The organism is Sphingobium mellinum, from assembly GCF_037860795.1.
GTDB classification, from domain to species: Bacteria; Pseudomonadota; Alphaproteobacteria; order Sphingomonadales; family Sphingomonadaceae; genus Sphingobium; species Sphingobium mellinum.
Genome location: NZ_JBANRK010000002.1, coordinates 43,522 through 56,322, shown reverse-complemented (window position 1 = coordinate 56,322; position 12,801 = coordinate 43,522). Strand labels below are relative to the sequence as shown.

The 12,801-nt window shown below is 61.9% G+C and carries 10 protein-coding genes, 1 tRNA gene and 1 pseudogene; 7 read left to right on the top strand and 5 right to left on the bottom strand.

Translation table 11 applies throughout. The features are described 5' to 3' along the window. The first annotated feature begins 2 nt into the window (after positions 1–2). Both AAC640_RS04635 and alr read left to right on the top strand, forming a co-directional pair. The gene (locus AAC640_RS04635) at positions 3–2,003 is read left to right on the top strand and encodes an ATP-binding protein (protein WP_340264941.1); all 2,001 of its coding nucleotides are present in this window, start codon (positions 3–5) and stop codon (positions 2,001–2,003) included. A 117-nt stretch (positions 2,004–2,120) separates the two neighbouring features. Next, positions 2,121–3,167, top strand: a complete 1,047-nt coding sequence (alr, locus tag AAC640_RS04630; protein WP_340264940.1) for an alanine racemase — start codon at positions 2,121–2,123, stop codon at positions 3,165–3,167. Positions 3,168–3,221: 54 nt separating this feature from the next. Here the strand turns inward: alr and AAC640_RS04625 are convergent, their stop codons facing one another. Then, positions 3,222–4,394: an acetyl-CoA C-acetyltransferase gene (locus tag AAC640_RS04625; protein WP_340264939.1), complete on the bottom strand. Its 1,173-nt coding sequence runs from the start codon at positions 4,392–4,394 to the stop codon at positions 3,222–3,224. Between the two features lie 39 nt (positions 4,395–4,433). Continuing rightward, the gene (locus tag AAC640_RS04620; protein WP_340264938.1) at positions 4,434–5,522 is read right to left on the bottom strand and encodes an alpha/beta fold hydrolase; all 1,089 of its coding nucleotides are present in this window, start codon (positions 5,520–5,522) and stop codon (positions 4,434–4,436) included. Between AAC640_RS04620 and phaR the strand changes: the two genes are divergently transcribed. After that, positions 5,521–6,114, top strand: coding sequence for a polyhydroxyalkanoate synthesis repressor PhaR (gene phaR / locus AAC640_RS04615; RefSeq protein WP_340264937.1), 594 nt, complete (start codon positions 5,521–5,523; stop codon positions 6,112–6,114). The two genes, AAC640_RS04620 and phaR, sit on opposite strands and share 2 nt — an antisense overlap. A 79-nt stretch (positions 6,115–6,193) precedes the next feature. After that, positions 6,194–7,720, top strand: coding sequence for a proline--tRNA ligase (proS, locus tag AAC640_RS04610; protein WP_340264936.1), 1,527 nt, complete (start codon positions 6,194–6,196; stop codon positions 7,718–7,720). Positions 7,721–7,765: 45 nt separating this feature from the next. Here proS and hslU read toward each other — a convergent pair whose 3' ends face one another. Both hslU and hslV read right to left on the bottom strand, forming a co-directional pair. Continuing rightward, a complete protein-coding gene (hslU, locus tag AAC640_RS04605) occupies positions 7,766–9,067 on the bottom strand; it encodes an ATP-dependent protease ATPase subunit HslU (RefSeq protein ID WP_340264935.1) in 1,302 nt (433 codons plus the stop codon). A gap of 94 nt (positions 9,068–9,161) precedes the next feature. Continuing rightward, positions 9,162–9,740 (bottom strand): ATP-dependent protease subunit HslV, encoded by a 579-nt coding sequence (gene hslV, locus AAC640_RS04600; RefSeq protein ID WP_340264934.1) that lies wholly within the window; start codon positions 9,738–9,740, stop codon positions 9,162–9,164. A gap of 170 nt (positions 9,741–9,910) precedes the next feature. Here hslV and AAC640_RS18370 point away from each other — a divergent pair. Then, positions 9,911–10,093: pseudogene (locus AAC640_RS18370) on the top strand (hypothetical protein); the annotation flags it as partial. Between the two features lie 27 nt (positions 10,094–10,120). Here the strand turns inward: AAC640_RS18370 and AAC640_RS04595 are convergent. Next, complete coding sequence (locus AAC640_RS04595) at positions 10,121–10,249, bottom strand: entericidin A/B family lipoprotein (RefSeq protein ID WP_340264933.1); 129 nt, start codon at positions 10,247–10,249, stop codon at positions 10,121–10,123. A gap of 143 nt (positions 10,250–10,392) precedes the next feature. Between AAC640_RS04595 and AAC640_RS04590 the strand changes: the two genes are divergently transcribed. Further along, positions 10,393–10,467 (top strand) — tRNA-Val (locus AAC640_RS04590). An 86-nt stretch (positions 10,468–10,553) separates the two neighbouring features. Further along, positions 10,554–12,779, top strand: coding sequence for an alpha/beta fold hydrolase (locus tag AAC640_RS04585; RefSeq protein WP_340264932.1), 2,226 nt, complete (start codon positions 10,554–10,556; stop codon positions 12,777–12,779). The last annotated feature ends 22 nt before the right edge of the window (positions 12,780–12,801 follow it).

The following is a 12,801-nucleotide window of genomic DNA, read 5'->3' as shown; positions in this document are numbered from 1 at the left end:
TAATGGCAATCACCAAGATCCTGATCGCGAACCGTGGCGAAATTGCGTGCCGCGTCATCCGCACCGCGCAGAAGATGGGCATCAAGACCGTGGCGGTCTATTCGGATGCCGACGCCCGTGCGCCGCACGTGCTGATGGCGGACGAAGCCGTGCATATCGGCCCATCGCCCGCTGCCCAATCCTATCTGATTGCCGAGAAGATCATTCAGGCATGCAAGGATACAGGCGCCGATGCCGTGCATCCGGGATATGGCTTCCTGTCGGAGCGTGAGAGCTTCCGCAAGGCGCTCGACGCCGAGGGCATTATCTTCGTCGGCCCCCCCGCCAACGCCATCGCCGCCATGGGCGACAAGATCGAATCCAAGAAGCTCGCCAAGGCCGCGGGCGTCAATGTCGTCCCCGGCTATGTCGGGGTGATCGAGGACACCGAACATGCCGTCCGCATCTCCAACGAGATCGGCTATCCGGTGATGATGAAGGCGTCGGCCGGCGGCGGCGGCAAGGGCATGCGCCTTGCCTATAGCGAGCAGGACGTTCGCGAAGGCTTCGAGGCGACAAAGCGTGAGGGCCTGAACAGCTTTGGCGATGATCGCGTGTTCATCGAGAAGTTCATCGAAAGCCCGCGCCATATCGAAATCCAGATCCTGGGCGATCAGCACGGCAATATCGTTTATCTCAACGAACGCGAATGCTCGATCCAACGCCGCCACCAGAAGGTGGTCGAGGAAGCGCCGTCCCCCTTCGTCAGCCCTGAAATGCGCAAGAAGATGGGCGAACAGTGCGTCGCTCTGGCGCGGGCCGTCGGCTATTTCAGCGCGGGTACGGTCGAACTGATCGTGTCGGGCGCGGATAAGACCGGCGATGGTTTCTACTTCCTGGAAATGAACACCCGCTTGCAGGTGGAGCATCCGGTTACCGAAGAGATCACTGGGCTTGATCTGGTCGAACAGATGATCCGCGTCGCCAATGGCGAGGAACTGAGCTTCCGCCAGGAGGACGTGAAGATCAACGGCTGGTCGATCGAAAATCGCGTCTATGCCGAAGATCCCTATCGCGGGTTCCTGCCTTCGACCGGCCGTCTGATCCGCTACAATCCCCCGGAAACCGGCGTCGATGAAAGTGGAGCCAAGGTGCGCGTCGATGATGGCGTGGTCGAGGGTGGCGAGGTGTCGATGTTCTATGACCCGATGATCGCCAAGCTCGTCACCTGGGCGCCGACCCGTCTGGAGGCGATTGATAAGCAGATCGCGGCGCTCGACCAGTTCGAGATCGAAGGACCGGGCCACAACATCGATTTCGTGTCTGCGCTGATGCAGCATGAGCGCTTCCGCTCGGGCAATATCACGACCGGCTTCATCGCCGAGGAGTATCCCGAAGGCTTCATGGGGGCGCCCGCGTCCGAAACTCTGCTCAAGCGGCTGGCGGCTATTGGGGCGTTCGCCGCGATGGCCCAGGCGGACCGCGCCCGGCGCATCGATGGCCAACTCGGCAAGAAGTTGAAGGCTCCCACTGGCTGGCAGGTCGGGATCGACAAGACGGTTCATGACATCGTCATCAATGGCGATGACGTAACCGTCGACGGGGAAGCAATCGACTTGGCGCTGGAATACACGCCCGGTGATCGGCTGATCGAGGCCGAGTTTGGCGACGAGCGGCTGGCCGTGAAGATCGCGCCGGTGCGCGCAGGTTTCGTGCTGACGGCTCATGGGGCCAGCCATAAGCTGCGCATCCTGCCGGCTCATGCCGCGGTGCACGCCAAGCACATGATCGAAAAGATTCCGCCGGATTTGTCGCGCTTCCTGATTTGCCCGATGCCAGGACTGCTTGTCGCTCTTCACGTGAAGGAAGGCGACAAGGTCGAGATCGGTCAGCCGCTCGCGGTGATCGAAGCGATGAAGATGGAGAATATCCTTCGCGCCCAAAAGGCTGGCGTGGTCAAGAGCCTGTCGGCATCGCAGGGCGAAAGCCTGCCGGTGGACGCGATCATCCTCGAACTGGAGTGAAGCTGGACGGATGGCGCCTTCCCGCCCTGAAGAAGGGAACGGGAAAGGCGCCACCTTCGGCTCCATGATTCCCTCTGATGGGTCGACGATGCGAAGGCATGCCGCTATCGCTCTCCGATGACTTCTTTTCCTGCTCCACTGCGCCTTATGCTCGATGCAGAGGCGCTTTTGTCCAATTGGCGATGGCTGCAAGCGCGTAGCGGCAACGCCGCCTGCGGCGCGGCGGTCAAGGCCGACGGCTACGGGATTGGCGCTGTCGAGGTGACGCGGCGGCTCATCGCTGCGGGGTGCCGCGATTTCTTCGTTTCGAACTGGGCGGAAGCAGCGCAGTTGGAAGCGCTGTTGGAAGACGGCCTGTCGCTGTCGGTCCTTCATGGCGTGCGCGATGAGGATATGGCCGTCGCGCTGCACGCGCGCGCCCGTCCGGTGCTGAATACGCCGGAACAGACAGCGCGGTGGAAGTCAGCTGGCGGCAACGTGTGCGATGTGATGGTGGATACCGGCATCAATCGGCTGGGATTGGATTGGCGCGGCGGAATCGCGCCATTGGTCGAGGGGCTGGAGGTAGCCACGCTGCACAGCCATCTGGCATCGGCCGACGAAGATAGCCCATTGACGCAGCAGCAACTTGTTCGGTTTGGCGCGCTACGAAACAGTGTGCCGGCGGCGCGTTACAGCCTTGCGAATAGCGCCGGCATCTGTCTGGGCGAAGCTTATGCCTTTGATCTTACGCGGCCCGGTTTGGCGCTTTACGGCGGCATCCCTCGACCGGAAGCGGCAGGCCATATCAGACAGGTGGTCTTCCCACAGGCACAGGTGCTGCAGCGTCGCACCGTAACGACCGGGGATACGGTCGGCTATAACGCTACCTACCTGGCATCACGCGATCTGGAGGTTGCGATTCTGAATATCGGCTATGCCGATGGCTATTTGCGCAGCTTTGCACGCTGCGGTCAGATCTTGTGCGCGGGCGCTCGGCTTCCTCTCGTCGGGCGGGTCTCGATGGACCTGATCGCGGTCGACATATCGTCACAGCCTGATGTGCGCGAAGGCGATTGGCTGGATATCGATTATGCCTTGCCAGAGGCTGAAGCCGTCTCAGGCCTCTCGCAATATGAACTGCTGACAGGACTGGGCGCCCGTTTCGATCGTGTCTGGCGCTGAAAAAGGAAAAGGCCGCCGTCCAGAGGGCGGCGGCCTGTTCTCGTCAGCGCTGTGTCAGCGCTCGACGCACATGGACACGCCCATGCCGCCGCCCACGCACAAGGTCGCGAGCCCCTTTTTCGCATCGCGCTTCTGCATCTCATAGAGCAGCGTCGTGAGCACACGCGCGCCCGAAGCGCCGACCGGATGGCCAAGGGCGATTGCGCCGCCGTTCACATTGACCTTTGCCGGGTCCCAGCCGAGTTCCTGGCCCACCGCCAGCGCCTGGGCCGCAAAGGCTTCGTTCGCCTCGATGAGATCGAGGTCGGCAAGTGACCAGCCGGCCTTCTCCAGCGCGATGCGAGATGCAGGTGCCGGGCCGATGCCCATGATCGCCGGATCGACACCGCAGGTCGCGAAGCTGGCAATGCGCGCCAGCACGGGGGCACCACGTCTTGCTGCGTCTTCGGCGCTCATCACGACGAGCGCGGCCGCGCCGTCATTGATGCCGCTCGCATTGCCGGCGGTCACGGTTCCGTCCTTCTTGAAAGCCGGGCGCAAGCTCTGCATGGCCTCAAAGGTAGCGCCTGATCGGATATACTCATCCGCATCGACGATCGTGTCGCCTTTGCGCCCCTTGATCGTCACGGGGACGATCTCGTCCTTGAAGCGGCCGGCGGCGCGAGCGGCCTCCGCCTTGTTCTGGCTGGCGACCGCGAATTCGTCCTGCGCTTCGCGGCTGATCTGATACTTCTCCGCCAGATTTTCGGCGGTGATACCCATATGATAATTATGGAAGGCATCGGTCAGGCCATCATGCGTCATCGTGTCGATGAAGGTGATCGGCCCCATCTTCGCCCCACCGCGCAAATATTGCGCATGGGGCGCCATCGACATGCTCTCTTGTCCGCCGGCTACCATGATGCGCGCGTCGCCAGCCCTGATCGCCTGGGCAGCAAGGGCGACTGCGCGCAGGCCCGATCCGCACAGCTGATTAAGGCCGATGGCGGTGCGTTCCACCGGAATGCCGGCATTCACCGCGGCCTGTCGTGCGGGATTCTGCCCTTGACCGGCTGTGAGAATCTGGCCGAGGATGACCTCGTCGACTTCTTCGGGAGCAACACCGGCCTGAGCGAGTGCGGCGATGATGGCGGCGCGGCCAAGCTCATGGGCTGGCGTAGACCCGAAGGCGCCCATGAAGCTGCCGACAGCGGTCCGCTTGGCAGCGGTGATGACGATATCAGTCAAGTTCTCGATCCTTGGATTATTATCCGCCGCCGCATATCATCATCCGCCATGGCTGAAAAGCCATTCGGACAAGGGACGCCAGAGAAGGTCGCACGCGCGATTGCTTACGACCATACCGACATGGCCGAGTTCCAGGACCAGGCCCTTGTCCAACTGCGGAGCAGCGCTGGCAGGAACGATGCGGTCCCTTGCGGAGCTTACGGAAAAAGCGGGGCAACGCAGGCGTTCGGGGCCCACGACCTGCCCCGCGACCTTCCAGTTTCCACGGCCGGTGGCGTTCGCCCCATATAGATCGTCGAACAGGTCGCGCCCCGCGGCAAAGCTGAGCGGAGGTCCGCCATTGGCCCAGTCCTCCACAGCCAGGAACGCGCGCTCCTCGTCGCTTTGGGGCATCATGTCGCCGAAGGCGGCATATTTGCGCACGGTGCGGGCCGGGTCGATTGCCCAGAAGCCTGATTGCAGCACCTCCATCGGAACATAGCCCAACCGCTCGCACACGGGCTTGGCGTCCCGCCAGAGTCCGGTAATCAACTGCCTGTCTGACGCGGGAAAGCCGTCAAACTGCCAGGGCGTCGCGATGGTCGCCAGCCCGCTCACTTCGCTGATGGTAGCTGCGCCGAGTGCAAGCGTCCCGCCCAGGCAATAGCCTACGAGGATGGGCGGGCGACCCACGCTGGCGATGAGCGGCAGCAGCCGCTCGATGACATGGCCGTCAAGCCCCAGCATCGTGTCGCCCGACGCCGGCTCGCCCCAATCGACCAGATAGGCGTCATGTCCTGCTGCAGCCATGTGGCGCAGCATGGAGCGACCCCGCGACAGATCCAGCACCTGCGGCGGGTTGATGATCGAAGGGATGAACAGGACCGGCAATCGCTCCTGATTCGTCCCATAATGCAGCAGTCTGGCCGGTCCTGCGGTCGCATGAACGAGAGGGGGAGCGGGAGGCGGCGGTCGCCTAGCCCCTTGATATTTCCGCAATCCCTGGAACGCGCGGCGTCTGAGATCGGGATCGCCCTCTGTCTCGCGCCATAAAATATCGAGAAAAAGGGGCAAGGGGCGGGGGCCATGTTGCGGTGCGGCAACCCCCTGTGCTAATGCGGAAAGTGCAGGTGTGGGAGAGGAATTCATGGCCAAAACCAAGACCGCCGATAAATCTGAGCCGGTCGTCATAAAGAAATATGCGAACCGGCGTCTCTATAACACGGAAACGTCAAGTTACATCACGCTGGATCTGTTATCGCAAATGACTCGTGAGGGGCGCGAGTTCGTTGTGGTCGATGCCAAGACCGGCGAGGATATCACGCATAATGTCCTGACCCAGATCATCATGGAGGAGGAGCAGCGGGGCAAGAATATGCTGCCGGTCAATTTTCTGCGCCAGCTGATCGCCATGTACGGCGATTCCATGCAGTCCATGGTCCCGCAATATCTGGAAGCGTCAATGGACGCATTTCGCAAGAACCAGATTCAGTTTCAGGAAGCCATGAAGGGCGCCTTTGGTGGCGGTCCTCTTGCCGAGATCGCCAAGCGCAATATGCAGATGTTCGAGGCCGCGGCGAGCGCGTTCGGGGGGGTGCCCGGCATGCCGGGTGTATCCGGACTGCCCGGCATGCCGGGGGCCGCGACCACCTCGGCTTCGGAAGGCAGCAAGGACGATGAAATCGCCGATCTTAAGGCGCAACTGGCCGCCCTCAACGCGAAGATCGACAAGCTGAGCTGAGGCGTTCGTTCGGGGTCGACGGGGCGGCGCGCTTGGCTTATGGCGCGCCATCCAGGATCAAGATCAAGGTCGAGCCCACGTGAAGCACGCACTTTCCGTTACCCGCGAACAGGATTTCGCCGCCTGGTATCAGGCCGTCATTGCCGAAGCCGACATGGCGGAGGAAAGCGGTGTTCGCGGGTGTATGGTGATCCGGCCCTGGGGCTATGGCATCTGGGAACGGATGCAGAAGCTGCTGGACGATCGCATCAAGGCGACCGGCCACGAAAACTGCTATTTTCCTTTGTTCATCCCGCTTTCCTATTTCGAAAAGGAGGCGGAGCATGTCGACGGCTTTGCCAAGGAAATGGCCGTGGTTACCCACCACCGCCTGATCCAGAAGGACGGACGTCTCGTCCCTGATCCCGACGCAAAGCTCGAAGAACCTCTTGTCGTCCGTCCGACGTCGGAAACCGTCATCGGCGCCGCCTTCTCCCGCTGGGTGCAAAGCTGGCGGGATCTGCCGGTGCTGATCAACCAGTGGGCAAACGTCGTGCGGTGGGAGATGCGGACCCGCATGTTCCTGCGCACCACCGAATTCCTCTGGCAGGAAGGTCACACAGCGCACGCCACCGTTGATGAAGCGATGGAAGAGACGCTCAAGATGCTGGAAGTATATCGCAGCTTCGCTGAGGAGTGCGTGGCCTTGCCGGTGATTGCTGGCGAGAAGCCTGAGAATGAACGCTTTCCGGGCGCGGTCGCGACCTATTCGATCGAAGCGATGATGCAGGACGGCAAGGCGCTGCAGGCGGGTACGTCGCATTTCCTGGGCACGACATTCAGTCAGGCGCAGAACATCAGGTTCCAAAATGCCGAAGGGCAGCAGGAACTTGCGCAAACCACCAGCTGGGGCGTGTCGACGCGCATGATCGGCGGCCTCATCATGGTGCATGGCGATGACGACGGCCTGCGTGTACCGCCCCGGCTTGCCCCTCACCAGATCGTCGTGGTGCCGATGCTGCGCGACAGCGAAGAGGATGCTGCCATCCTTGCTTATTGCGGTGAGCTGGTGAGCGAGTTGAACAATCTCGACGCCTTCCGCGAGCCGGTGCGCGCCCTGCTGGACAAGCGCCCCGCCAAGGCGGCCAACAAGCGCTGGGCCTGGGTGAAGAAAGGCGCGCCGATCATTGTCGAGGTGGGCGGGCGTGATGTCGCCGGCAGCAACGTGTCCGTGCTGCGCCGCGATCGGCTCTATCGTGCCGACGGCAAGCTTGACAGTCAGATCGTCGCGAAAGCCGACTTTCTGGCAGCTGCGCCGTCCATGCTGGAAGAGGTCCAAAAGACCCTGTTCGCCGAGGCCGAGGCACGGCTGCTCGGAAACATCGACAAGTCGATCACATCGCTTGACGCGCTTAAGTCCTTTTTCGCATCAGCCAAAAAGCCGGGCTGGGCCCTGGTGCAATGGGCCAAGCCGACTGGCGAGGAGCTCGACAAGGTGGTCGAGTGGCTGAAAGGGCAGAAGCTGACGCTGCGCAACGTACCAAGGGACGCGGATCTGGCCGATGGTGCGTGTATCTTCACCGGCGAAAGGGCGGTGGAGCGCGTTCTGGTGGGCCGCAGCTATTGAATCCAATTCCCCTCCCGCATTGCAGGAGGGGAAACAGGCGATTCGCTAGAGCACATATTTGCTGAGGTCGGTGTTCCGCGCGACTTCGCTCAGCTGCTTGCCGACATAAGCCGCATCGATCACCAGCGTTTCGCCCCGGCGATCCTCTGCGTCAAAGCTCACATCCTCCAACAGCTTTTCCATCACGGTCTGGAGACGTCGGGCTCCGATATTCTCGATCTCGCCGTTCACTTCGGCCGCGATTTTCGCGACAGCCCGGATGCCGTCGGGTGTCAGGTCGATCGTTACCCCCTCCGTCGCCAGCAGCGCACGATATTGCGCAACAAGGCTCGCCTTGGTGTCGGACAGGATCGCGACGAAATCATCCTCGGTCAACGCCTTCAACTCAACGCGGATAGGTAGGCGTCCTTGCAGTTCCGGCAGCAGGTCGCTGGGCTTTGCGACATGGAATGCGCCCGACGCGATGAACAGGATATGGTCGGTCTTGAGCGGGCCATATTTGGTCGATACAGTCGTTCCTTCGATCAGCGGCAGCAGGTCGCGCTGCACCCCTTCGCGGCTGACCGATCCGCCGCGCACGTCGCTGACGGCGATCTTGTCGATTTCGTCCAGGAATACGATGCCGTTCTGCTCGGCGCTGGAGATGGCGACGCGGGCGACGTCATCCTGATCCAGCCGCTTGTCCTGCTCCTCTTCGACCAGCTTGTCCCAGGCCTCGGCGACGCGCAGCTTGCGGCGCTTCTTCTGTTGCTGGCCGAAAGCCTTCGACATCATGTCGCTCAGGTTGATCATCCCGATCTGGCCGCCCATGCCGGGGATTTCCATCGGCATGGATGGGCTGTCGGCGACTTCCACCTCAACCTCGACGTCGTTCATCTGGTCGTTCTCGATTCGCTGGCGGAAGGACAGACGGGTCGCCTCGCTAGCTTCCTTGCCCGTGAGCGCGTCGAGAAGGCGGTTCATCGCCGCTTCGGACGCGGCTTCACGCACCGCCTCGCGCCGACGATCGCGCTCCAGGCGGACGGCTTCCTCGACCAGGTCACGGACGATTTGCTCGACGTCACGGCCGACATAGCCCACCTCGGTGAATTTGGTGGCCTCCACCTTGACGAACGGCGCGTCAGCGAGCTTGGCAAGACGCCGGCTGATTTCGGTCTTGCCGCAGCCGGTGGGGCCGATCATCAGGATATTCTTGGGCGTGACCTCATCGCGCAGGTCGGGCGAGAGGCGCTGCCGGCGCCAGCGATTGCGCAGGGCGACGGCTACCGCGCGCTTGGCATCCGCCTGGCCGATGATATGCGCGTCCAGGGCAGAGACGATGGCTTTGGGGGTCAGGTTGTCGTTCATGGTTCCGATGGATCCGTTCGCCCCCGGGTTGTCAGAGGGCATGCTTTAATTGGAAGACGAATAGGAGGCTTTGACGAACGCCGTCCGGACGGCATCAAGCAACAGAAGCCAGTTCTTCGATGATGACCTGGTCGTTGGTGTAGACGCATATGTCCGCCGCGACCTTCATCGCCTTGCGGGCCAGTGTTTCAGCGTCATCCTCATAATCCACCAGTGCCCGGGCGGCGGCCAGCGCGAAATTGCCGCCGGACCCGATCGCCGCGACGCCGCCTACCGGCTCAAGCACATCGCCATTGCCCGTGAGGATCAACGTCACCTCCTTGTCCGCGACGATCATCATTGCTTCGAGATTGCGCAGATATTTGTCGGTCCGCCAGTCCTTTGCGAGTTCCACGGCAGCGCGCATCAATTGGCCATTATGGCGTTCAAGCTTTGCCTCCAGCCGTTCGAAAAGCGTGAAGGCATCCGCTGTCGCGCCGGCAAAACCGCCGATAACGGATCCATCGTGCAGCCGTCGCACCTTGCGGGCATTCGGCTTCATGACCGTCTGGCCCATGGACACCTGCCCGTCGCCGGCCACGATCACCTTTCCGTTCTTGCGGACCGACATGATGGTGGTGCCGTGCCAGACCGGGAAGCTGCTGGCTGGGCTGTTGGAATATCGCTCGTTCATGCGGCGGCATATGGGAGCGAATGGGCTACCGCGCAAGCATAGTGGCGGGGGGCGGCGGATCGTGGCATTTTCTGGACGGATTTATGACAATCTGTTCAGGAACAAACCCCCGTTGATTGACATTGTGCATCGCAGCATCGATCATGACGACCATGGATGGGAAGAACATCATGTCTCTGAAGGCCAGGGCTCGGGAAAAGGTCGAGCGTGCGGGGATATCCAACTATTCCTTCGACCACGATATTCTGGTGATGTGCGGCGTGCGCTACATGTTGGCGGCCTGCGATTGTGGCGAGCCAGAATGTGACGGCGTCCGGCTCGAAAAGGATGCGGCGATTACGGACCGCATCCTCCCACAACCCCCGTTTAACCGTGAAGGATCAATGGATCACGCGTTCCCCGGCCCGGCCAACGGACTCTATGTCTCGGCCCGCCCCCTTGACCGTGTTGCAAGCGGCCAGCGACGATAGAAGCAGGGTTGTGATAACCAGGGCGATGCCTTGACGCATGAGTGGAAAGTCCTTGTTGTTGACGCTTGAATGAATCATTGATCGGATGGAGAGATGCCGCATAAGCCCATTTTGTGCAATTGCCTCAGCACCTGCTTGACAGGAGCGGTGGCCGGTGCCAATGGCCGCTTCCTCCTTCCAGGGGGCGCGTAGCTCAGCGGTAGAGCACACCCTTCACACGGGTGGGGTCACAGGTTCAATCCCTGTCGCGCCCACCATGATCGACCGGATCATGGCACGAAATTTTATGTCGTCACATTGATCTTTTTGTCTGCACGGCGTTAACTTCGTAGGCATGGCGTTGATGCATGGTCTTAAGATTGCCGTCTCCTTCGCAGGGGTTCTGGCGCTGTCCTCCCTTCCCGCTCAGGCTCAGCAGAAGCTGACGCTGGAACGCGTTTTTGCCAATCCGGACCTGTCGGGATCCCAGCTCCGCGGGCTGAAGCTGTCGCCCGACGGAAGGCTGGTCACCCTCCTCAAGCCCAGGCCGGATGAGAAGGAAAGGCTCGACCTCTGGGCGATCGACAGCGTCACCGGCGCGCAACGCATGCTGGTCGATTCGAAGAAGACCGGCAGCGGCGCCGATCTGTCCGAGGCCGAAAAGATGCAGCGGGAGCGCGATCGGTCGGTGGCGGGCAACACCGGCATAGTGACCTACGACTGGGCACCCGACGGAAAGGCCGTTCTTGTACCGGTGGACGGCGATCTCTATCTGGCCGCGCTCGATGGCCGGGTGACGCGTCTTACCAATACACCGCAAGGCGAGTTGAACGGGATGGTCAGCCCCAAGGGCGGCTTCGTCTCCTTCGTTCGGGACGGCAATCTTTTCGTCCAGCCGATCGGCGGGCAGGAGCGTCAACTCACGCGGGGCGCAAGCGACACCGTCAGCTGGGGTATTGCGGAGTTTGTCGCGCAGGAGGAGATGGACCGGCGCACCGGCTACTGGTGGTCCCCCGACGATAAGCTGATCGCGGTGGCGAAAGTCGATGAAAACCAGGTGGGCGTCGTGACGCGCATGGCGATCGGCGGGGAGGGTGCCCAAGTCTATCAGCAACGCTATCCCGCCGCCGGCATGCCCAATGCGCGGGTCGAGCTCTACGTGATGAAACCCGACGGCTCGGGACAGGTGAAGGCGGACCTTGGTCAGGATCTGGACATCTATCTCGCCCGGGTGGACTGGTCGAAGGATGGCCGGACCCTTTATGTCCAACGGCAAAGCCGTGACCAGAAGCGGCTGGACCTGCTCGCGGTCGATCCGACGAGCGGCAAGTCGAATATAGTCCTGACCGAAAGGGCGCGGACCTGGATCAACCTCAGCAACAATTTCCGGCCGCTTCGCGACGGTACTTTCCTCTGGTGGTCGGAAAGGACCGGCCATGGGCATCTCTATCATGTCCGCGACGGCCGCTGGACGCCGCTCACCAGCGGCGACTGGGATGTGCGCGACATCGTGGGGGTGAACGAACAACAGGGTTTGGTCTATTTCACCGGCAATAGAGAAACGCCGCTGGAGCAGCAGCTTTACGCCGCGCCCCTGACGGGCAGGGGCGCTCTGCGGCAACTCACCAGCAGCGGCTGGTGGAACGACGCGGTGTCGGACGGCCCTGTATCCCGCTTCATCATCTCGCGCAGCAATGCGGGCCAGCCGAAGCAAGTCTATCTCGCAGACAAGGATGGAAAGCGTCTCCAGTGGATCTCGGAGAACGCGGTCGGGGGCGATCACCCCTACGCGCCCTATCTGGCGCGCCATGCCGCTTCGCGCTTTGGCACGATCAAGGCCGTCGATGGATCGACGCTCTATACCCGCATCATGACGCCACCATTGGAGCCGGGTAAGCGCTACCCGGTATTCATGCTGCACTATGGCGGCCCCGGGGCGGGCAGGGTCGCTACCAACCAGTGGGTGTCCCCCATCTATCAATATCTCGTCGATCGGGGCTGGATCGTTTTCGCTGTCGACAATCGCGGCACGCCCGACCGGGGGAAGGCGTTCGAGGACCAGATCTATCGTGCCATGGGAACGGTGGAAGTCGAGGATCAGTTGAAGGCCGTTGAATGGCTGAAGACCCAGCCCTATGTCGATCCCAAGCGCATCGCCACATACGGCTGGTCCTATGGCGGCTATATGTCCCTGAAGCTGCTCGAAAAGGCGCCGGGCGTGTTCGCGGCGGCGATCGCTGGTGCACCGGTCACCCGCTGGGAACTTTACGATACCCACTATACGGAGCGCTATCTCGGTCGGCCCCAGGACAGGCCGAGCGCCTATCCCTCATCCGGCGCTCTCGAGCAGGCGGTCGGGATCAAGGACCCGCTGCTTTTGATCCACGGCATGTCTGACGACAATGTCGTCTTTGACAACAGCACCTCGCTGATGGCGCGGATGCAGGAGGCGGCCGTCCCTTTTGAAATGATGATCTATCCCGGCCAGACGCACCGGGTCGGCGGGCCTGGCATCAGCGTTCATCTATGGCGCACGATCGAGGATTTCCTGGATCGGCACGGCGTCTGGCCGGACGAACCGGACAAATAGGAAAACCAGCCTTTCGCCATGG

Bases quoted from the DNA above. Each gene is read 5' to 3' on its own strand.
- phaR (WP_340264937.1), top strand. From the start codon at position 5,521: ATGGCCAAAACCAAGACCGCCGATAAATCTGAGCCGGTCGTCATAAAG.
- AAC640_RS04585 (WP_340264932.1), top strand. From the start codon at position 10,554: ATGCATGGTCTTAAGATTGCCGTCTCCTTCGCAGGGGTTCTGGCGCTG.
- alr (WP_340264940.1), top strand. From the start codon at position 2,121: ATGACTTCTTTTCCTGCTCCACTGCGCCTTATGCTCGATGCAGAGGCG.
- AAC640_RS04635 (WP_340264941.1), top strand. From the start codon at position 3: ATGGCAATCACCAAGATCCTGATCGCGAACCGTGGCGAAATTGCGTGC.
- AAC640_RS04595 (WP_340264933.1), bottom strand. From the start codon at position 10,249: ATGCGTCAAGGCATCGCCCTGGTTATCACAACCCTGCTTCTATCGTCG.
- hslV (WP_340264934.1), bottom strand. From the start codon at position 9,740: ATGAACGAGCGATATTCCAACAGCCCAGCCAGCAGCTTCCCGGTCTGG.
- hslU (WP_340264935.1), bottom strand. From the start codon at position 9,067: ATGAACGACAACCTGACCCCCAAAGCCATCGTCTCTGCCCTGGACGCG.
- AAC640_RS04620 (WP_340264938.1), bottom strand. From the start codon at position 5,522: ATGAATTCCTCTCCCACACCTGCACTTTCCGCATTAGCACAGGGGGTT.